Source organism: Mycobacterium heidelbergense, from assembly GCF_010730745.1.
Taxonomy (GTDB): Bacteria; Actinomycetota; Actinomycetes; order Mycobacteriales; family Mycobacteriaceae; genus Mycobacterium; species Mycobacterium heidelbergense.
This window is the reverse complement of record NZ_AP022615.1, coordinates 1943084-1962903: the sequence shown is the minus strand read 5'-3', so window position 1 is coordinate 1962903 and position 19820 is coordinate 1943084. Positions and strand designations below refer to the sequence as shown.

At 70.1% G+C, this 19820-nt stretch carries 15 protein-coding genes; 8 read left to right on the top strand and 7 right to left on the bottom strand.

The genetic code is table 11. From position 1 onward, the window contains the following. Positions 1-6: 6 nt before the first annotated feature. From G6N25_RS09240 to G6N25_RS09230, 3 genes are all read right to left on the bottom strand, one after another. Positions 7-4827, bottom strand: a complete 4821-nt coding sequence (locus tag G6N25_RS09240; RefSeq protein WP_083072966.1) for a cation-translocating P-type ATPase — start codon at positions 4825-4827, stop codon at positions 7-9. 393 nt (positions 4828-5220) lie between these two features. Further along, complete coding sequence (locus G6N25_RS09235; RefSeq protein WP_179961660.1) at positions 5221-5454, bottom strand: hypothetical protein; 234 nt, start codon at positions 5452-5454, stop codon at positions 5221-5223. Between the two features lie 49 nt (positions 5455-5503). Next, positions 5504-5866 (bottom strand): nuclear transport factor 2 family protein, encoded by a 363-nt coding sequence (locus tag G6N25_RS09230; RefSeq protein ID WP_232065734.1) that lies wholly within the window; start codon positions 5864-5866, stop codon positions 5504-5506. 115 nt (positions 5867-5981) lie between these two features. Here G6N25_RS09230 and G6N25_RS09225 point away from each other — a divergent pair, with 115 nt between their 5' ends. Both G6N25_RS09225 and G6N25_RS09220 read left to right on the top strand, forming a co-directional pair. Then, positions 5982-6833: a rhomboid family intramembrane serine protease gene (locus G6N25_RS09225; RefSeq protein WP_083072964.1), complete on the top strand. Its 852-nt coding sequence runs from the start codon at positions 5982-5984 to the stop codon at positions 6831-6833. Continuing rightward, the gene (locus G6N25_RS09220; RefSeq protein WP_083072963.1) at positions 6830-7291 is read left to right on the top strand and encodes an SRPBCC family protein; all 462 of its coding nucleotides are present in this window, start codon (positions 6830-6832) and stop codon (positions 7289-7291) included. Before G6N25_RS09225 ends, G6N25_RS09220 begins: the two co-directional genes overlap by 4 nt. Positions 7292-7307: 16 nt before the next feature. On the opposite strand, the gene G6N25_RS09215 is transcribed toward G6N25_RS09220, so the two are convergent. From G6N25_RS09215 to G6N25_RS09200, 4 genes are read right to left on the bottom strand one after another with little or no spacing between them, the layout of a single operon-like run. Continuing rightward, complete coding sequence (locus G6N25_RS09215; RefSeq protein WP_083072962.1) at positions 7308-8081, bottom strand: SDR family NAD(P)-dependent oxidoreductase; 774 nt, start codon at positions 8079-8081, stop codon at positions 7308-7310. A 1-nt stretch (position 8082) separates the two neighbouring features. After that, the gene (locus G6N25_RS09210; RefSeq protein ID WP_083072961.1) at positions 8083-9687 is read right to left on the bottom strand and encodes an AMP-binding protein; all 1605 of its coding nucleotides are present in this window, start codon (positions 9685-9687) and stop codon (positions 8083-8085) included. Between the two features lie 14 nt (positions 9688-9701). Next, the gene (locus G6N25_RS09205) at positions 9702-10442 is read right to left on the bottom strand and encodes a GntR family transcriptional regulator (protein ID WP_083072960.1); all 741 of its coding nucleotides are present in this window, start codon (positions 10440-10442) and stop codon (positions 9702-9704) included. A 9-nt stretch (positions 10443-10451) separates the two neighbouring features. Then, the gene (locus G6N25_RS09200) at positions 10452-12095 is read right to left on the bottom strand and encodes an SMP-30/gluconolactonase/LRE family protein (RefSeq protein ID WP_179961713.1); all 1644 of its coding nucleotides are present in this window, start codon (positions 12093-12095) and stop codon (positions 10452-10454) included. A gap of 129 nt (positions 12096-12224) precedes the next feature. On the opposite strand from G6N25_RS09200, the gene G6N25_RS09195 reads away from it, so the two are divergent. Genes G6N25_RS09195 through G6N25_RS09170 form a run of 6 tightly spaced genes read left to right on the top strand, consistent with a single transcriptional unit; the run spans position 12225 to position 19627 of the window. Beyond that, positions 12225-13082 carry an SDR family NAD(P)-dependent oxidoreductase gene (locus G6N25_RS09195; protein ID WP_083072959.1) on the top strand — a complete coding sequence of 286 codons (858 nt, stop codon included), beginning with the start codon at positions 12225-12227 and terminating at the stop codon, positions 13080-13082. Positions 13083-13119: 37 nt separating this feature from the next. Continuing rightward, the gene (locus G6N25_RS09190) at positions 13120-14514 is read left to right on the top strand and encodes an aromatic ring-hydroxylating oxygenase subunit alpha (RefSeq protein ID WP_083072958.1); all 1395 of its coding nucleotides are present in this window, start codon (positions 13120-13122) and stop codon (positions 14512-14514) included. Next, positions 14511-15683 (top strand): LLM class flavin-dependent oxidoreductase, encoded by a 1173-nt coding sequence (locus G6N25_RS09185; RefSeq protein WP_083072957.1) that lies wholly within the window; start codon positions 14511-14513, stop codon positions 15681-15683. Before G6N25_RS09190 ends, G6N25_RS09185 begins: the two co-directional genes overlap by 4 nt. Further along, positions 15680-17533 carry a flavin-containing monooxygenase gene (locus G6N25_RS09180; protein ID WP_083072956.1) on the top strand — a complete coding sequence of 618 codons (1854 nt, stop codon included), beginning with the start codon at positions 15680-15682 and terminating at the stop codon, positions 17531-17533. The genes G6N25_RS09185 and G6N25_RS09180 overlap by 4 nt, the downstream gene beginning before the upstream one ends. Beyond that, on the top strand, positions 17533-18462 hold the full coding sequence (locus G6N25_RS09175; protein ID WP_083072955.1) for an SDR family NAD(P)-dependent oxidoreductase: 930 nt from the start codon (positions 17533-17535) through the stop codon (positions 18460-18462). The genes G6N25_RS09180 and G6N25_RS09175 overlap by 1 nt, the downstream gene beginning before the upstream one ends. Then, on the top strand, positions 18455-19627 hold the full coding sequence (locus tag G6N25_RS09170) for a CaiB/BaiF CoA transferase family protein (protein WP_083072954.1): 1173 nt from the start codon (positions 18455-18457) through the stop codon (positions 19625-19627). The genes G6N25_RS09175 and G6N25_RS09170 overlap by 8 nt, the downstream gene beginning before the upstream one ends. The last annotated feature ends 193 nt before the right edge of the window (positions 19628-19820 follow it).

The following is a 19820-nucleotide window of genomic DNA, read 5'->3' as shown; positions in this document are numbered from 1 at the left end:
CGACCCCTATGACTCCTGCTTGGGTTCCAGGGCGGCGACCCTGGTGGCCAGCCAGTTCGGCGCCAGCACCGAGACGGCGGTGGCGCCGGCGGTCGCGCTGATGACACCGCTCCAGGCGATGGGCCCCAGCGGTGTGCACCCGAAGAATTGGCTGACGCCGGGGGTCTGGACGATGGCGACCAGGACGCCCGCGCTGCCCAGCACCGTCCAGATGACGAGCGGGCTGTGGCGGCGCGTCAGCAGGGTTTGCGCGAGTTGCGTCGTCACCAGGGCGGTGAGTCCCATTGTCGCCGTGCGGCGTTCGGTGCCCGGGGTCCAACGCCCGATGGCCCAGGCCGCCGTGGCGCCGGCGGCTGTGACGGCGCCACGGGTGACGATCTGCCGCATCAGCGGCGCGTCGAGGGAGGGCGCGGGTTCGGACAGCGCCGCCTGCTGGAAGGCGCGCTGCAGCTCCTCGGCGTCACGGTCCGCGCCGTCCTCATCCTCCTCGGGCTGCGGATACTGCGGTGTGACGGCAACCGCGAGCGCGGGAAACATGTCGGTGAGCAGGTTCACCAGCAGCAGCTGACGGGTGCCCACCGGCGCGCGGCCGGTGCCCAGCGCGGTCCCGATGATGGTGAAGAGCACCTCGCCCACGTTGCCGCCAACCAGGATGCTCACCGCATCGCGCACGCCGCCCCACATGCCGCGGCCTTCGACCAACGCGTCGAGCAGCACACCGAGGTCGTTCTCGGTCAAGACGATGTCGGCGGCCCCTCGCGCGGCCGACGAACCGCGGCCGCTTACGCCGATGCCGACGTCGGCCATCCGGATCGCGGCCGCGTCGTTGGCCCCGTCGCCGACCATCGCCGTCACCTGCCCGCCGCGTTGCAGCGCCGCGACGATCTGCACCTTCTGCTCGGGGCTGACGCGGGCGAAAACCTGCGCATCGGCGGCGAGCTTGGCGCGATCGTCCTCGTCCAGCGCGGCGAGCTCGGCCCCGCTTACCTCTCGCGCATCCGACGGCAGGCCCAGCTGACGGGCGATCGCCCGTGCGGTCACCGGGTGGTCGCCGGTGATCAGCACCACCCGGCGACCCGCCTCGACCAGCGCCTCGATCAACGGCCGGGCGGACGCCCGCGCGGTGTCCGCCAATCCGACGTAGCCGATCAGCTCCAGGTCGTGCGCGGCGGCGTCCACGGCGTCGGCGTCGGTGTCCTCTTCGGAGGTCCCGTGCTCCCAGCGGCGCTGCGCCACCGCCAGCACACGCAGGCCCTGCCCGGCGAGGCGCATTATCAGGGACTCCGCGTGGTCGAGGTCGGCGTCTCCCGCGGCGAACCGGCAGCGCGGCAGGATCTCCTCGGGAGCGCCTTTCACGGCCAGCATCGGCCCGGTGTCGGCGCTCGTGGTGCCGATCGAGGCCGAGTAGCCCCGACTGGACTCGAACGGCACCTCCGCCAGCAGATTCCACTGCGTGTCGCCTTGACCATCAAGGGAATTCGCCGCCGTGAGGATGGCCTCGTCGGTGGCGTGCGCGTGGCCCTGCCCGTTCTGCGGCTTGGTGCAGGAGCGTGCGGCGACCCGCACCACCTCGGCGGCCCGCGGGTCGCCCGCCCCGGGGAATGGACCGTCCGCGCTGGTGGCATACGGAACGCCACAGACCACGCGCAGGTGGTTCTCGGTGAGCGTGCCGGTCTTGTCGAAACATACGGTCTGGACCCGGCCCAAGGCTTCGACGGCGCGGGGCGTGCGGACCAGCGCCCCGCGCCGCGACAGGCGCTGGGCGGCGGCCAGCTGGGCCAGGGTGGCCACCAACGGCAGGCCTTCCGGGACGGCGGCCACGGCGATTGCCACGCCGTCGGCGACCGCCTGGCGCAACGAGCCGCGGTGCGCCAACGCCAAACCGGTCACCGCCGCGCCGCCGGCAAGCGTCAGCGGAAGCACCTTGCTGGTCAGCTCTCGCAGTCGCGCCTGCACACCGGCGGCCGACTCGACGTCGGTGATCGCCGAAATAGCGCGTTGCGCCGCGGTGCCCGCGCCGGTGGCCACGACGATCGCCCGGGCGCGCCCCGCGACAATGGTGCTGCCCTCGAACAGCATGCTGGCCCTGTCGGCATCGGCGACCGCGACGGGCTCGACCTGCTTGTCCACGGGCAGCGACTCCCCGGTGAGGAAGGACTCGTCGACCTCCAGGTCCTCGGCCACCAGCAGCCGCGCATCCGCAGGCACCACCTCCGGGGCCGCCAGGTCGATGATGTCGCCCGGGCGCAGCGATTTGGCGCTCACCGTGACCGTGCGTTCGGTTGAACGTGCCGCCTCGAGCCGGCGGTGCGCCGTCGCAACCGTGGGAAGGACCACGCGTCGCGCGTGTTGATCCTGTTCGGCGAACAGTTCGGCGACCGCCGCCTCGGCCCGCAACCGCTGCACCCCGCCGGTGATCGCGTTCGCGGTCATCACGCCCGCGACCAGCAGCGCGTCGATGTTGCTGCCGACGATCGCCGAGGCCGCCGCCCCGACCGCCAGGATCGGGGTCAGCGGGTCGGCGAGTTCGGCCCGGGTGGCGGCCAGCAGCCGGCCCACCCGGCCGGCCGGGCCCCGCAACGGCGCCACGACCGGGTTGTAGGACAGGTCATCGAGGAGCTGTCGCCAGGGCGCGGTGCCGGGCTCGACGGCCAGGGGACGGGTGCGGCTGGCCAGCCGGGCGTAGACGATCTCCGGATCCAGGGCATGCCAGGCGGTCAGTGGTTGCGGCGTGGGATCCGGCACCCGCAGCAGCCTGGTGGCCGAGAACGCGCCCGCCGCCAACGCGGCCGCCGCGGCCGCGTTGACCGGATTGAGCCAGCGCTGTAACGCCAACGGGTTGACGCTGTGGGGGTCGCCGGTGACCAGCAACAGGCCGGCCAGGGTGCTGCCGCCCTTCGCGAGGCGCACGGACGATTCCGTCGCCTCGCGGGCGACCGGCAGCGCCGACAGGATCCGGACGGCCGCGGCCAGGTCGGTGCCGGTGATGATGTCGGCGGCCCACGGCGTCGCCGCCTGAGGATCGTCCAGCGCCACCCCGACGTCGGCGATGGCCAGCGCGGCCAGCGTGTCGGTCGACGCGAAATCCCGGTGCAGCGCCGTGATCAGCAGGACCGGGCCGCGGTCCGTGCGCAGGTCACGGACCAGCTTCAGCAACGGCGTTCCCGCCGGGTGGCTCACGGCGACGCTGGCGGTCAGGTCCTCGGTGCCGGCAACGTGGCGCAACACCACCCGGGCTCCGGTTCGGTGCGCGGTCTGCAGCAGCGGGATCGCGAAGGGGTCGACCTCCCATCCCACGTCGACGCTGCCCACCCGTTCGCCATCGACCACGAGGTCCGCATGTTCGAGACCCTGCGCGGGCGCCGTCGCCGGTTCCTGCGCCCGAACCCATCGCAGCCGGGCGCCGGTGGCCGGCAGCTCGTCGGGGTCCGGTTCCGGCGCGTCCTCGCCGTGCAGCAACGCGTCGGCGACCTCATAGACTCGGTCCTCGTCCCAGCCGGGGACGTCCCCCCGCGCCTGCAGCACGGCGCGGTGGTCACCGCGCAGCGCCGCCCCGTCGATGACGACCACCTTCACCCGGTCCAGCCGGCGCAGAGCGCCCGGGTCGAGGATCAGTTGCCCGGCGTTGGCGAGTCCGCGGCCCAGCACGGCGGCGAACGTCTGCCGGCCCACGTGCGCGGCTCTCGGGATGCCCGCCAGGAGCGCTCCAGCCGCGTCGTCGGTGCCACCGCCGGCCAGCAACGCGCCCGCCGCGGCGATCAGCGAAGCGTTGGCGGCCTGATTGGCGTACTCCTCGACGGGCCCGGCCATGGATCCCTTCGCGGTGTCGATGGCCGCGTCGATGGCTCCGCCGACGACGACGTGTGACGCCTCGCCCGCGGCCGCGGGCGCCCAGTTATGTCGCGGCGCCTGGGACTTGGGCCCGGCCGACGAGATGACGGGAACCACCGGGGCCTGCGGCCGCTTCGGCGAGGCCAGCTCCGGTTCCCGCTCGCGCCATCTCTGGCGATGAGCCGCCGCTTCGGAGATCTGAAGGCTGCGTTGCGCCAGATCCAGCAGGGGGGTGCCGACCGCCTGGGTCAGCCCGTTGGCCAACGCGGTCGAAGCGCTCAGCGCGATGTCCGTGCCGACCCGACCCAGCCGCGACTCGAGCACGCCCACCACCCGCGGCTGATGATTCAGCAGGGCGGCCGCGGCCCGGGCGCTCCTCGGCGCGACCGGCAGCCGGCCCAGCCAGCCGGTGACGGCGGCACCGACGGCCGCGACATCCATCGCCGCGGCGGTGAGGGGGACCAGGATCGCCAGCGGGTTACCCGGGTCCGCGAACGGTGCGGTCCGGGTTACCGCCTTCGGTCCGGTCGAGGCCAGGTCGGTCGCCACGGCGCAGACCGTCTCCCGCACCTCGTCGAGGACGGCGTCGCTGTCGGCGTCGCTCTCGAGTTCGACCACGAGGCGGCCGAGTGCGCCCTCGACATGGGCCGTGGCCACCCCGGGGATCCGGCGGACCGGCTCCTCCACCACCGGCGCGTGCTCATGCCAGGCGGGGAAGGGCAGCAGCGGGTCCAGGTCCAGGTGGATCCGCCGACCGCTCTGCCAGCGCACCGGCGGCGTCACGCCGTTGGCGGGGCCGTCGGAGGAGATCCCGATCGCCCGGCCGGTCGTTTGGGCCATCGACTGAACCACGGGGCCGGCCAGCTCGGCCACCGGGGCGGCGAGCGTCTGCACGGCGCCGACGGCGCCGGCCGCCGTCGACAGGCCGGCTCGCACCGCCTGCGCGGCTCCGCCGGTCACGCCGGCGACGACGCCGCCCACACCCGGGACCCTCATTCCTTCACCCTTCAATTACGTCCACCGCGCCTAATGATCCTGGCGTGTCAGGGGCCTGTCCACATATGGGCCGCGGGGACGGCCGCGCGAAGACACCAACGACTGTGGCGGGTCGGGATTCGCTCAGTTATTGGGGGCGCAATCGCTTCTGCCAGAAAGGTTACCGGTTTTCGGGACGGCCAAACGTGCCCGACGGGTGCGCGTCGCGAGAGCGTCGGGCGGCGACGCGTCGGTTACGGGGGCGGGGTCGCCGACGGTCTCGGCGCGGCCCGAATTTGTCCGGCCGCGCAATTGGTGTTCTGCGCCAAGGGTTTTGCGAGCGGTCGTCGACGCACGACAATGGCGTGAATGCGCGGCAGCCGTCGCACCGCGGTATTGGGTTGCGGAAATCGTTTACAGAATTCGGTGGTTCGCCCTACCGAAGTGGTACCCGGCGGGGAAGGACCTCTCGACGACCTGCAGCTGATGATCCACTCGGGATTCGAGTTCGAGGACCACGCAGCTATCGCCCACGGCTTTCGACTCGAGAACTATGTACCGCTGACCGCCACCGTTGACGTCCGTGACGGGGTCGCCTGAATGCAATTTTTCGACGGGCACCAATTCGGGCTTTCCGTGTGACTCCACCTCTCAGAGGTTAGGTCAATTCCGGGAGTGAGGGAATAGCGCGGCGCCGCTACGCCGTGTCGCCCCCCGGCTGCTTGAAGAACACGCTGACGCGCGAGATCAGGCCGTCGCCGCCCCGCTCGAAGAGGATGCATTCGGGCCACGAGGCCACAACGCCGTCGATCTCGAACGACTCGGTCAACTCGACGTAGGACAGCCGAGAGTTCACGTGCGAAACCCGCTGCACCTCGAGCCGGTGGCCCTTCAGGTTGGTGAGTACCTTGCGGAGGTAGGCGACGTAGTGCCGCTTGCCCTCGACGACGTCGCAGAACGGGCCCTCCCGGGTCAGGCCGTGCTCGGCGATCGTTGCGGCCAGGCCGTCCCAATCGTGTGCGGCCAGGCACTCCAGATAGCGCTCGACGACGCCGGTCACGTCGCCCACTCCACGGAACACACAGTAAGGCACCGCGGCGGCCCGGGAAATGCCGGCGAGGCGCGTTCGACGAAGCGCCCGCGCCGCGCCCGACCGCGCGGGCGAGAATGGTGTGATGAGTGCACCCAGCGCACCGGAGTCGCCGGCCGGGGCGCCGACCTGTTACCGCCATCCCGGCCGCCAGACCTACGTCCGCTGCAACCGCTGCGAGCGGTACATCTGCGGCGATTGCATGCGCGCCGCCGCGGTCGGCCACCAGTGCGTGGAGTGCGTGCAGGCGGGTGGCCGGACGATCCGGCCGCCGCGGACGCGCCGGTCGGCCACGCCGGTTGTCAGCTATGCGCTGATCGCGATCAACGTCATGGTCTTCCTGGCGCAGATGGCGTCGGGGGACCTGGAAAAGCAGCTGGCCCTGTGGCCGCCGGCCGTCGCCGACGGCCAGCTGTACCGACTGCTGACCGCGGCGTTTTTGCACTACGGCCCGACGCATCTGTTGCTGAACATGTGGGCGCTCTATGTCGTGGGTCCGCCGCTTGAGATGTGTTTTGGCCGAACGAGATTCGGCGCGCTGTATGTGTTGAGCGGGCTGGGTGGTTCGGTGCTGGTCTACCTGCTGTCGCCGCTCAACACGGCGACGGCGGGCGCGTCCGGCGCGATCTTCGGCCTGTTCGGCGCCACGTTCGTGGTGGCGAAGCGGCTCACCCTCGACGTCCGCTGGGTCGTCGCGGTGATCGTGATCAACCTGGTCTTCACGTTCGTCGTCCCGGCCGTCAGTTCCCAACGGATCAGCTGGCAGGGGCACGTCGGCGGGCTCGTGACGGGCGGGCTGGTGGCCGCCGCGTACGTGTACCCGCCGAGGGAACGCCGGGGCCCGGTCCAGGCCGCGGCAACCGTCATCGTCCTGGCCGTGTTCGCGGCGCTGATCTGGTGGCGCACAGCCGATCTCGTCGCGGAGTTGGTCCCGTGAGCTGGTGGGTCGCCCACGCCGAGCGGACGCTGTCCGAAGAGGTGCCCGCGCCGCCGGGCGACGTCCGCGACTTCTACGTGGACCTGGACAACATCAAACTGGTTCATCCGCTGATCGTCTCCGTGCGAGCCACGTCGCGCACCGAAACGCCGGACGGTTACCTGCAGAGCTATCGGGTGGTGGACCGGATTCCCTTGGGACCGTTCACCCTACGGACCGCCTATCGGGCGCGCCTGCACGTCCGCGCCGACGGCGACGTGCTGACCGAGGCCGATCAGTCACCCGGGGTGCGCCTGCGCGGGACGGTGAGCTTCGCCGCGGTCGGCGGCGGCACCCTGATCACCGAGCGCATCCGGATAGCCGCGCCGCGGCCGCTGGCGTCGGTGACGACGCGCGAGGCGGTCAGGGCGCACATCGCGATGCTGGCGGGCATCCGGCGGCACTTCGAATCCGCGTGACCCACCGGCATTGTCGCTAGCGGGGCTTCCATTCGGAGTTTAGCGCCACATCCGAGAGGTACTTCGTGGAGCTCCACCCGCCATCGACGACGATCGTCTGGCCGTTGATGAAGGCGCCGCCGGGTGAGCACAAGAACGCCACGGTGCTCGCGACGTCGTCGACGGTTCCCAGGCGCTGATGCGGTGTCATCTCGACATTGATGCGGCGAAAACGCTCGTCCCGCAGGCGATCCTCGGTCATCGGGGTCTGAATCACGCCGGGGGCCACCGCGTTGCAGCGTATTCCCCGTGCCCCGTACTCGCAGGCGACGTGGGTGGTCAGCGCCGTGAGACCGCCCTTGGCCGCCGAGTAGGCGCCGCCACGAAGGCCGCCGATGACGGCGAAGGTCGACGTGACGTTGATGATCGCCGACCCCGGCCGCATGTGCGGCAGCACCTCGCGAATCAGGCGAAACGGCGCGCGCAGCATCACATCAAGGAAATGATCCAACGATTCGTCGTCGGTCTCGTGCACCGGCTTGGGGCCGCCGATCCCGGCGGCGTTGACCAGGAAGTCGATGTGCCCCCATCTCTGGACGGCGAGATCCGCGATTCGCCTGGGCGCCTCGTCGTTTCGCAGGTCGACGGCGAGGGCGGCCACCCGATCGGAATCGCCGATCTCCTGTTTGACTCGGGCGAGCCTGTCCTCGCTGCGCCCGGTCGCCAGCACCGCCATGCCCATCCCGGCGAGCTTCGCCGCGCAACCGGACCCGATCCCACCGCTTGCCCCGGTTACGATCGCTACCTGCATGTCACTGGCCCGCCTCCATCAACGCCTCCTTGATCCGGTGCTTCAGTATCTTTCCCGCGTCGTTCTTCGGCAGGACGTCCCAAATGACCACTTGCTCGGGCGCTTTGAAGCGGGCGACGCCCGAGTCCTCCAGGAAGCCGCGCAAGCCGGCGACATCCGGCCGGCGTGCGGTCGTGGGCACGACGACCGCACAGGCGCGTTCCCCGGTCCGCTCATCGGGCAGCCCCACGACGGCGACCTCGGCGATGTCGGGATGGTTGGCCAGGACGTCCTCGACCTCCTTGGGCGAGATGTTTTCGCCGTTGCGGATGATGACGTCCTTGGCCCGCCCGGTGACCAGGAGGTACCCATCGTCGACCCATCGCGCGAGGTCTCCGGTGCGGAAATACCCTTCGGTGTCAAAGGCTTCGGCCTCGTCTTCGGGGTGCTGATAGCCGACCAGCATCTGCGGTCCGCGAGCGTGGATTTCGCCCGCGACCAGCTTGATGTCGGCCAGGCCGGCGTGTCCGTCCGTGTCGGCGGCGCGGTCGGCGTCCCGCGGGGACCCGATCGTCGTGACCGGCACCTCCGTCGACCCGTAAACGCGGGTCACGATGGCCTGTTCGAAATACGCTGAGGCCCTTCGGATCAACGACGGCGACACGGACGCGCCGCCGCAGACGAACAGCTTCAGGTCGGGCAGGCGCGTGCCGGCGCGCCGCGCGGCGGCGAGCAGCTGCTCCAAAAATGGTGTCGCGCCCGCCATGTGGGTGCACCGCTGCGCCTGCATGAGCCGGACCGCCTCGTCGCCGTTCCACCGGTCCATCAGGACGGCCGTCGTGCCCAGCAGCAGCGGGCATTCGAACGCGTAGATGGAGCCGCCGATGTGCGCGACCGGCGATGCCACCAGAAATCCGTCGCCCGGCCCGACGAGCCAGTGATCCCGGATCTGGCGGATCAGCGCGTGGATCGAATTGTGGCTGTGCAGAACGCCTTTCGGGCGTCCGGTGGTCCCCGAGGTGTAGAGGATCATGCGCACGGCGTCGGGATTCAGGGTGGGCAGCTGCCTCGGCGCCGTCGGCTCCGCGAGCAGCGGGGCGAACGGGATCTGGCCGGCGCCGGGATCGCCGCGCACCACCACGACGTCGGGCGGCGATTCGAGCTGGGCGGTCACCCGGGCCAACATCGCGGCGTGGTCGTGGCGGCCGAAACGCGAGGGGGCAAAGACGATGCGGCTGTCGGCGTCTTCGAGGATGAAGCGCAGCTCACGGTCGCGCATCGACGGCAGGATGGGGTTGGCCACCATCCCCGCCAGCGTCGTGGCCAGGTAGATGACCGCGGCCTCGTGCCAGTTGGGCAGCGTGAAAGACACCACGCTGCCCGGGGGGATGCGGGCGTGCAGCGCGTGCGCCAGCGTCGTGGCCTGCCGGCACAGGGTTTGACAGTCGACCCGGCGGTCGCCGTCGACCAGCGCCACCCGCCGCGGGGTGCGCCGCGCGGCCTCGCGCAGCGCATCGGCCAGCGTGCCCGGAACCCACCAGCCGCGCGCGTACGCGTCGGCGGCGCGTTCGTCGTCCCAGCGGACCCAACGTCCGCCGATCAGCCTTCGGTCGTGGTGTCTCGGCATGGCGGTGATGTCGGCTAGCCTTTCATGCGCCGCATCGTCATCGAGTGACGGAACCGGGACGCGGGATGGGTGTTGATCGTGACCTGGGCGACCTGCCGGTCGGACGTCGTGTAGGTGCGTTGCACCTGCAGCGCCGGGGTCCCGGGCTCGACGTCGAGGCCGCCCGCCAGTCCGGGGGCGATGAGCACCGCCGCGATTTCTTGATGAACCTCAACGATACTCAGGCCGAAGAGGTCTTCGATCAGCGGGAAGATGGGGCCCTCGTGGCGCTGCAGCAGCCTGCCGACCGCGGCGAACGCGCGGTTGATGTAGTACTCGGTGCGGCACAACGCGGGCTCCGAGCTTTCTGCCTGCCGGAAGCCGCGGACGGTCAGCCATTGTTCGCCGGTCGTCAGCCCGGTCCGAACCGCCAGCTCGTCGTCGATCGTGACCATGGCGATGGATTCGATCGCGAGGCGCGTGCCGGTCGCAAACGTCAGCAGGTCGTTGATCGACATGACGTGTTGGACGTAGGAATCCGACGACGGTCGGGGCACGACGAGGGTTCCGGTGCGCGGGCGCGACGACACGAGGTTGTCTTCGCGCAGCCGCCGCAGCGCCTCCCGAATGGTGTAGCGGCTGACGGCAAATCGCTCACACAGCGCGTGCTCGGTCGGCAATTGCGAGCCCACCGGATACACGCCGTCCACGATCTCCTTCCGCAGGGTGCGCGCGACCTGGAGGTAGCGGTGGTCGACGACTTTGGCTTCTGACACCGCGCCCCTTCAGGATTCCCGCCGTAGCGCCAGCACGCTGCCCTCGGCGTCCGCCGAAACATACAGCGTGCCGTCGGCCCCGGCGGCGATGCCGGCGAACGGCCCCTGTGGCCCGGAGAACGGCGGCATTCCGAGCAATGGCTTCGGGATCGTCCCGGGCGGGGCGCCCACCGGCAGGTCGGACGCGATGACGCGCCGGGCCCCGGTGCTCAGGTCGGTTTCCACCAGCTCCCGGGCGCCGGCGTCGACGACGTAGAGCCGGTCATCGAGCACGAGGATGCCCTGCGGCCGCCGCAGGCCGTCGAGCACGGGGCCGGTGCCGTCCAACCTGGTCACGCGCCCGGCCGCCGCCTCGGCCACCAGGCCGGCGCCGTCGGGTGCGATCGCCACGCCCACCGGGTCGCTCAGTCCGGACGCCAGCACCTCGACGGTGCCGGACCGGATCGACACGACCCGGCCCGCGCCCAGTTCGGCGGCCACGATGGCGCCGTCGGGGGCGACCGCCACGCCGTACAGCTGATCGAAACCCTCTGCCAGCACCTCGCTTTCGTTGGCGGCCGGCCGATATCGGGCCACCTGTCCGTTGGAGGTGGTGACGACGAACTCGCCGGCGCCCGCGCACGCGAGCCCGCGCAGGAAGCCCGGATATCCCGGGCTGAACAGCATTCCGGCGGTCCGCAGCGTGCCGGGCCCGGTGGGCGACGACCCGTTTCGCCCGGCCGCGCCGCGCTCGTAGAAGTAGGTTCCGTCGGCGATGTAGAGGCTGCCGTCGGCGCCGACCGCGAGATCCAGCGGCCAATTCAACCCGCCCGGCAACACCGCCCGGGACCGTCCGCCGCCGAGGATTTCGGTGATCTCGCCGGTGAAGTTCGAGACGAACAGCCGCTCGCCCACGAAGGTGAGGTTGTCCAGGCCGGGATTCAGCTGGGCCAGCACGGTGCGCTCGCCGCTGCGGGGGTCGATGCGCAGCACCTGGCCGCTGTGCGCCTGGGTCGACACGATGCGGCCGCTGGAATCGAACTTCACCGCGTCGGGGACGCCGAGATCACCGGCGACCCGTTGAGGGTCGCCGCCGTCGGGGTCGATGCGCCAGATTTCGTTGGCCCCCATCAGCGGGAAGTACAACAAGCCGTCGGGCCCGACCGCCATGGCGTTGGGCGACGGCGCGTTCTCCAGCAGCACCCGCGGCGCGCCCCCGTTGAGGTCGAGTTCGAGCAACCGGCCGCCCTCGCGGCACTCGCCGATGAACAGCCGCCCGCGGTGGAAGGCGATGCCGTTGGCTGAGGGCAGGTCGTCGCGAAGCACCCGGGTGCGGCCCGCGGCGTCGAGCACGCTCACCCGCCCGTTCATGACCTCGGTGGCGTAGAGGTTGCCACCCGGATCGAACGCGACGTCGTCGGGCGCGACGATTTCCCCGCCCTTGGCGCTGATGACCTCGAGGCGGCCGGTCGTCACGTCGAGCGCGCTGATCTGGCTGCCGGTCACCTGCGCGATGTACACCCGGCCGTCCGGTCCGGTGCGCAGCCCGTTGGCCCCGAAGAGCCGGCTGGGCGGAGTGAGCCGCGTCAGGCTCCAGCCTTCGGCGAGGCTGGGCGGCCGCGCGGCCGCGTAGCGGCCTGGGGGGTCGGCTGTCACCGCTCGCACGATAGCAATCATGCAATAGTCCAGACAATAGCGAGCGGCGAAGTACATTCCGTCCTTGACGCGCACACCATCGCGAGAGAATCATGCTCTCTGATGGATGCACGTCATTATCTTGTCTGGACAATTGTCTGATATCCGATGAACCGGGACCCTCTCAGGCTGGACGGGCGCATTGTCGTGGTCTCCGGCGCCGCGGGCGGCGGCATCGGCACGGCCGTCACGCGAATGGCGGCCGAGGCGGGGGCGACCGTGGTCGCGGTGAGCCGCGGCCAGGACAACCTCGACCGGCACCTCGGGCCCCTGCTGGCCGAGGGTCTCCCGATCGTGCCCGTCGCCGCCGACGCCGCCACCGATGCGGGCGTGGCCGCGACCCTCGAGGCGGTGCGGCGCACCGCGGGGGAACTGCACGGCCTCGTCAACGTCGCGGGCGGCGCGGATCCGTCGACGTGGATGCCGTCGGCGCGGGTGACCCGCGGCGACTGGCGCGAGCTGTTCACCCGCAACCTGGAGACGATGTTCTTCATGAGCCAGGCGGTGGCCGCGGAACTGACGCGGCGCAACCGTCCGGGCTCGATCGTCTCGATCTCGTCGATCAGCGGGATGAACACCGCGCCCTTCCACATCGCCTACGGCACGGCCAAAGCCGCCATCGTGGCGGTCACCCGCACCCTGGCGCTCGAGCTGGCCCGGCACGGCATCCGGGTCAACGCCGTGGCCCCCGGCGTCACCAAGACACCGGCGTCGGGCACCTATGTCGACGACGACCCCGAGCGCGACCGTCGAGCCATCGCGATGGGACGGCGCGGCCGCCCGGAGGAGGTGGCCGGCGCCATTGTGTTTCTGCTGTCGGACCTTTCGAGCTACCTCACCGGACAGACGTTGCTGGTGGACGGCGGCCTGAACCTCAAATGGGGGCACCTGGGTGCCGACAACACCTCCCTGTTCCTCAAGGACGAGGCCTTCCGCGCGGCCATCACGCGCTGGGAAGAGCCGTGAATGGGCGCCGGCCAGGCGGGAGAAAGCGAGGAACGCGATGACCGACAGCGGCAATAACGGCGCGCGCGCCGCCGAAGGCGACGTTGCGCTGACCGGGCCGGTCGCCATCCCGGTGGAAGCGTATGTCTCCGAGGACTACGCCCGCGCCGAGCGCGACAGGTTGTGGCGCAAGGTCTGGCAGCAAGCCGGCCGCGTCGAGGATCTTCCCAGGGTGGGCAGCTACCTCACCTACGACATCCTCGACGATTCCGTCATCGTGGTGCGGACGGGTCCGGACAGTTTCAAGGCTCACCACAACGTGTGCATGCACCGTGGCCGTCGCCTGGTGGACGTCCCGGAGGGCGCCAAAAGCGCTTGCGGCCAGCGGAAGTCGTTCGTGTGCGGCTTTCACGGCTGGACCTACGACCGGGACGGCACCTGCATCCACGCGCCCGAGAAGGACGACTGGCGGGGCGCCCTGACACCGGAGAACACCCATCTGGCGACGGTCAGCGTCGACACCTGGGGCGGCTGGGTCTGGATCAACATGGACCCGGCGTGTGAGCCGTTGCGCGACTACCTCGAGCCCGCCGCCACCATGCTCGATCCGTTCCGCCTACAGGACATGCGCTGCAAATGGCGCAAGTGGCTGCACTTCTCGTGCAATTGGAAGGTCGCCATGGAGGCGTTCAACGAGACCTACCACGTCGCCACCACGCACCCGCAGTTCAACAAGTTCGGCAACTTCCGCGGCTGGGCCATGGCACACGGCAAGCACAGCAACATCGGTTACGACGCGCCCCCGGATCTCGAAGAGACGCAATCGAAGATCCGGCTCGGCACCGGGGACGACCCGCGCGTCTCGACGGCCGAGATGCAGACCTACACGTTGGAGGAAACCAACGCCACCACCACGCAGACGCTGGTGAACGCGGCGCGGCGGCTGGTCGACGAGCTACCCGAGGACGCGCCGGCCGGCCGGGTGCTCGAGCACTGGCTGTCCTCGGCGCGGCGCGACGACGCCGCGCGCGGCGTGATCTGGCCGACCATCGACCCCGAGCATCTGGCGAAGAGCGGCACGGCATGGCAGATCTTTCCGAACTTCCAGATCGGCCAGGGCCTGACCACCGCGCTGTGCTACGCCGCGCGGCCCCACGGCTACGACCCCGACATGTGCATCTTCGAGGCCGCGTGCTATGAGCTGTATCCCAAAGGCGAAGAGCCGCACACCGAATGGGTGCACGCGCCGCCGGACGACCCGGGCTGGCGCAGCGTGCTGCCGCAGGACTTTTCCAACATGGCCGCCGTCCAGCAGGGCATGAAGTCGCTGGGCTTCTCCGGTCCTCGGCCCAACCCCTACATGGAGCGCGCCACCGCAAACCTGCACAGCAACCTCGCCAGGTACATGGGGACCGGGGCGCCTCGACCATTAGCAACGGAGATAAAGCGATGAAAGTCAATCTCGGGTTCGGATCGCACAACTCCCACGACTGGGAACGCGTGCTGGCCGGGGACTTCAGCCGCCCGCCCGCGACCCCGGACGCCGACTGCGTGCGGGCCACGCTCGCGATCGCCGATCTGGCCGAACCGCTCGGGTTCGACGGCATCTGGATGCCGGAGCACTGCGGGACCCCGTATGGCATGACGCCCAACCCGATTCAGGCGCTGAGCTATTTCGCCGGGCGGACCGAACGCGTCAGCCTGGGCACCTTCGTGGTCGTCGCGCCGTGGTGGCATCCCGTCCGGCTGGCGCACCAGATCGCCTACCTCGACATCCTTTCCGACGGGCGATACACGACGATCGGGATCGGCCGCGGGGTCTCGAAGGGGGAGTTCGACGCGGTCGGCGTGCCCCGCGAGGAAAGCAGGCAGCGTTTCAACGAGACCCTCGACATCCTGCAGTTGGCGCTGTCCGGGGAGCGGTTCTCCTACGAGGGCGAGATCTTCACGGTGCCCGAGATGTCGCTGCGCCCGGAACCCCGGAGCCGCGACCTGTTCTCGCGCGTCTACAGCTCGTCGTCGACCGCCGAGTCTTTGGAGATCCTGGCGCGGCGCGGGATGGTCCCGCTGTTCGTGGGCAACAAGCCGATCGAGGACGCGGGACGAGAAGTGCAGCGGGTGAACACCTTCCGCAAGGAGGAAGGCCTGCCGCCCTGCCAACCGAAGAACGTGATGTTCATGTACTGCACCGCCGGGGACCCCGCCAAATCCGAGGAATGGATCTGGACCGCCAATCGGGACGTCACCGTGCATTACGGATTCGCCGACGCGTCGAACTTCAAGGGCGTCAAGGGTTACGAGGCCTATGCGGCCCGGGAGGCCAGCGCGACCGCCGTCCTGGCCTCGTCGGTCACCGGCGATGCGAAGGGTCCGTCCAAGACCCCGGGCTACCACGCCTCCAACCTGCTGATCGGGACGCCCGAGGAAATCTTCGGGCGGATCGCCGCCGCCCAGAAGGCCTGCTCGTTCTCCGAGCTGACGATCGTCCCGCAATTCGGCACCATGCCCTACGACGAGGCGGCGGCGAGCACGGAGCTGTTCGCCAAGGAGGTGCTGCCCGCCGTGCACGAGATGGACGCGCCCCTGCACCCCGCGGCGCTCCCGGAAAACGCGCTGGCATGACGAACCCGGAGTGCCCGCCGACGCCGACGCCGGACGATATCGATCTCGAGGCGCTGCGCGAAAAGTACCGCCGGGAGCGCGACAGGCGGCTGCGCCCGGAAGGGTCCAAACAGTACGTCGAACTCGTCGACGACTTCGCCGGATACTACGAGACCGACCCGCACTCGCCGCCGTTGGTCCGCGACCCGATCTCGGCGGACATCGACGTCGCCGTGCTCGGCGGTGGCTTCGGGGGCCTGCTGTGCGGGGCGTACCTGAAGAAGGCGGGAGTCGAGGACGTCCGCATCATCGAGCTGGGCGGCGACTTCGGCGGCGTCTGGTATTGGAACCGCTACCCGGGCATCCAGTGCGACAACGAATCCTACTGCTACGTCCCGCTGCTCGAAGAGCTGAACTTCGTTCCGTCGAAGAAGTTCGCCGACGGCGCCGAGATCTACGACCATTGCCGGCGCATCGGAAAGCATTACGGCCTCTACGATTCCGCGATCTTTTCCACGCAGGTCCGCGAGCTGCACTGGGACGAGGCCGCCAAGCGCTGGCGGGTCGGCACCGACCGCGGCGACGACATCCGGGCCCGCTTCGTGGTGATGGCGTCCGGGCCCTTCCATCGGCCGAAGCTGCCGGGGATTCCCGGGATCAAGGAGTTCAGGGGGCACAGCTTTCACTCGTCGCGCTGGGACTACGGCTACACCGGCGGGGACGTTTCCGGCGGGCTGGACAAGCTCGCCGACAAGCGCGTCGCCGTCGTGGGCACGGGCGCGACCGCCGTGCAGATCGTTCCCTTTCTGGGCCGGTATGCCCAGCACCTCTATGTCTTTCAGCGCACCCCCTCCTCGGTCGGTGCCCGCAACAACGTGGCGACCGATCCCGAGTGGGTGAAATCGCTGCGGCCGGGCTGGCAGAAGGAGCGGCAGCGCAACTTCCACGCCTGGACGTTCGAGGGAATGGCGCTGGGCCAGCCCGACTACGTCTGCGACTTCTGGACCGAACTCGGCCGCAACACCGCCGCGCGGGTCCTGGCCTTGGACGATCCGGCGTCGATGACCCCGGAACAGTTCATGGCCATCCGCGAGGAAGAGGATTACAAGGTCATGGAGCGCCTGCGCCGCCGGGTCGAAGGCATCGTCGAGGACCCCGAGACCGCCGAGGCGCTCAAGCCCTACTACCGATTCCTGTGCAAGCGCCCCTGCACCAACGACGACTACCTGCAGGCCTTCAACCGCCCCAACGTGACGCTGGTCGACGTGTCGTCGACGAAGGGCGTGGAGCGGGCGACGGCAAACGGCTTGGTCGCCAACGGCATCGAGTACGAGCTCGACTGCATCATCTACGCCAGCGGGTTCGAGATCACCACCGAGATCAGCCGCCGCTACTCGATCGACACGATCGAGGGCCGGGACGGCCAGTCGCTGTTCGACCACTGGCGCAACGGGTACAAGACTTTTCACGGGATGACCAGCCGCGGGTTCCCCAACCAGTTCTTCACCGGTTTCACCCAGGTCGGCATCTCCGCGAACATCGCCGCCAACTACGAGCTGCAGGGCGAGCACATCGCCTACATCATCTCCGAAGCCCTGGCCCGCGGCGCGGCGACCGTCGAGCCCACCCGGGCGGCCCAAGACGAATGGTGCGCGGCGATCCGCGAAACCGCGATCGACAACAGCGCGTTCGACTTGGAGTGCACGCCAGGCTATTACAACAACGAGGGCGGCGGTGCCGGGGCCCCCGAAGGGGAGGGCATCCGCTCCCACCTGGGTGAGCCGTACGGTCCGGGCTTCTACGCCTTCGGCGAGCTGCTGGCCGAGTGGCGCGACGAGGGCGACCTGGATGGCCTGGTGCTGGGATCGTGATGGCCGAACTGAGATTCGACGACCGGGTGGCCGTGGTCACCGGCGCCGGGCGCGGGCTGGGACGCGAGTACGCGCTGCTGTTGGCCTCCCGCGGCGCCAAGGTGGTCGTCAACGACACCGGCGGCGCCCTCACCGGGGCCGGCACGGATCCCGCTCCCGCGCAACGAGTGGCGGCCGAGATCAGGGCGGCGGGCGGCGACGCGGTCGCCTGCGTCGAGTCGGTCGCGACACCCGAGGGCGGCCAGGCCATCATCGGTGCGGCGCTGGATCGCTACGGGCGGATCGACATCCTCATCCACAACGCCGGCAACGTGCGGCGCGGATCCTTGCGGGAGATGAGCTACCAGGACTTCGACACCGTCGTCGACGTCCACCTGCGGGGCGCCTTCCACGTGGTGCGCCCCGCGTTCCCGCTCATGTGCGACGCGCACTACGGCCGCGTCGTGTTGACCTCGTCGATCGGCGGCCTGTACGGCAACCATGGTGTCGCAGGCTACGCCGCCGCCAAGGCGGGCCTGATGGGCCTGTCCAACGTCGTCGCGCTCGAAGGCGCCGCGGACGGCGTGCTCTGCAACGTCATCGTCCCGTCGGCGGTGACGAGAATGGCTGAGGGCCTGGACATTTCGGCGTATCCCCCGATGGGTGCCGAGCTGGTGGCGCCCGTCGTCGGCCTGCTGGCCCACGAGGCCTGCCCGGTGACCGGCGAGATGCTGATCGCCATTGCCGGCCGGGTGGCCCGGGTCGCGGTCGCCGAAACGCCCGGCGTGCACCGCCCGTCGTGGTCCATCGAGGACGTGGCGGAGCAGATCGACGCCATTCGCTATTCCGCTGCGCCGCTGATCTTTCCCGTCGTCCCCGACGGTCATGCGGACCACGTCCGCTACAGCTTCGAGATCGCCGCAAGCCGGGAGGGCGCACACCATGGCTAGCCCGGGCCCTCTGGCCGGCGTGCGCGTCGTCGACCTCACCGCGATGGTGATGGGACCGTACTGCACCCAGATCATGGCGGACATGGGCGCCGACGTGATCAAGGTCGAGCCCCCGCAGGGCGATGACACCCGGTACATCTCGGTCGGGCCGGTCCGGGGCATGGGCGGCGTCTTCGTCAACGTCAACCGCGGCAAGCGCGGCATCGTCCTCGACCTACAATCCGAGCCGGGCAAGTCCGCGCTGCGGGCGCTGATCGAAGAGGCCGACGTCTTCATCCACTCGATGCGGGCGAAGGCGGTGGCGCGGCTTGGATTCGGCTACGACGAGGTGGCGGCGATCAACCCCGCCGTCGTCTACACCAACTGCTACGGGTATAGCCGGCGCGGACCAAACGGCGACCTGCCCGCCTACGACGACACCATCCAGGCCGCCTGCGGGCTGCCGTACGTGCAGGAACAGCTGACCGGCGAGCCCCAGTACGTGGGGACGATACTGGCCGACAAGGTCGCCGGCCTCACCGCGCTCTACGCCACCATGATGGCGTTGTTCCACCGCGAGCGCACCGGCGAAGGCCAGGAGGTGGAGGTCGGCATGTTCGAGACGATGGCCTCGTTCATGCTGGTCGAACACGCCAACGGCGCCATGTTCGATCCGCCGCTGGGCCCCGCGGTGTACCCGCGCACCGTGGCCCCCAACCGTCGGCCGTACCGCACCAGCGATGGCTACGTCGCCGCGCTGATCTACAACGACAAGCATTGGGCCGCGTTCATGGACGCCGTGCGGCCCCCGTGGGCCAGCGACCTGTACGCCACGCTCGAGCGGCGGGCGCGCCGGATAGACGCGGTGTACGCGCTGCTGGCCGAGACGCTGGCGCAGCGAACGACCCGGGAATGGCTCGACCTGTTCCGCGAACTGGAGATACCCGCCGCCTCGCTGTCCAGCCCGGCGACGCTGTTCGACGACGATCATCTGAACGCCGTCGGCTTTTTCGAGACGGTGGACACCCCCCACGGCCCGGTGCGGTTCCCGGGCGTGCCGACCTGGTTCTCCCGGACACCGGGCCGCGTCGCCGGTCCCGCCCCGGAGCTGGGCGCCGACACCGCAGGGGTGCTCGACGAACTGGGCCTGACCCCCGCCGACGCCAACCCGGCCGGATCGGCATAGCGCCCGGAACCGGAACCCCCTCGCCAGGGGAAAACCGTTGTGGGTCTTCGCGTGTCTTCGCCCGCATCCGGGCGCGCCGCCTCTAAGCTTGCTTCGATCAAGAGGAGGGGCAGCGACGTATCGGCAGCAACCACGGCGCCGGGCGACATGGTGGTCAGGGCGCGCTAACAGCGAGCACTGAGCCGGGCGGGAC